This is a genomic window from Marseilla massiliensis, assembly GCF_016899955.1.
In the GTDB taxonomy this organism is placed as follows: Bacteria; Bacteroidota; Bacteroidia; order Bacteroidales; family Bacteroidaceae; genus Prevotella; species Prevotella intestinigallinarum.
The window spans coordinates 1-397 of sequence record NZ_JACJJL010000111.1 but is presented as its reverse complement, the minus strand read 5'-3'; the positions used below and the strand labels follow the sequence as shown (position 1 = coordinate 397).

1 protein-coding gene is annotated in these 397 nt (G+C 50.9%); it reads right to left on the bottom strand.

Annotation, left to right across the window (positions count from 1 at the left end):
* Positions 1 to 338 (bottom strand): MutS N-terminal domain-containing protein (locus tag H6B30_RS16895; protein ID WP_500684415.1); only part of this gene is annotated, 338 nt, incomplete at its 3' end.
* Between the last annotated feature and the right edge of the window lie 59 nt (positions 339 to 397).

Genomic DNA, 397 nt, shown 5'->3' with positions numbered 1-397 from the left:
CCGGTCTTTTGCTTGGTTTGCTCTTCCTTTTTCAGTTTGGGTGTTTCGAGCTGGTCACAGATGGCCACCCTCTGCCCGGAGCGTATCAGTTTGGGCAGATACACGTCCAGGGCATGATAGGGAAACGAAGCGAACTTGACCGGCTCTTTCTCTCCGGGAAAGGTTCTGCTGGTCTGCGTAATGGCCAGGACAGTGGCAGCTTTGACCGCATCCTCCCTGTACATCTCGTAGAAATCCCCCTTGCGGAAGAGAAGCATGGCGTCGGGATGCTTCTGTTTCAGCGCGTTAAACTGTCCCAATACGTCTGGGACATTTTCCAGTTCTGCTTTTTTCGCCATAAGCGGATGGATTTAGCGTTTAAGACTTTGAGTGATATTTTCTTTTGGGGAATGCAGCT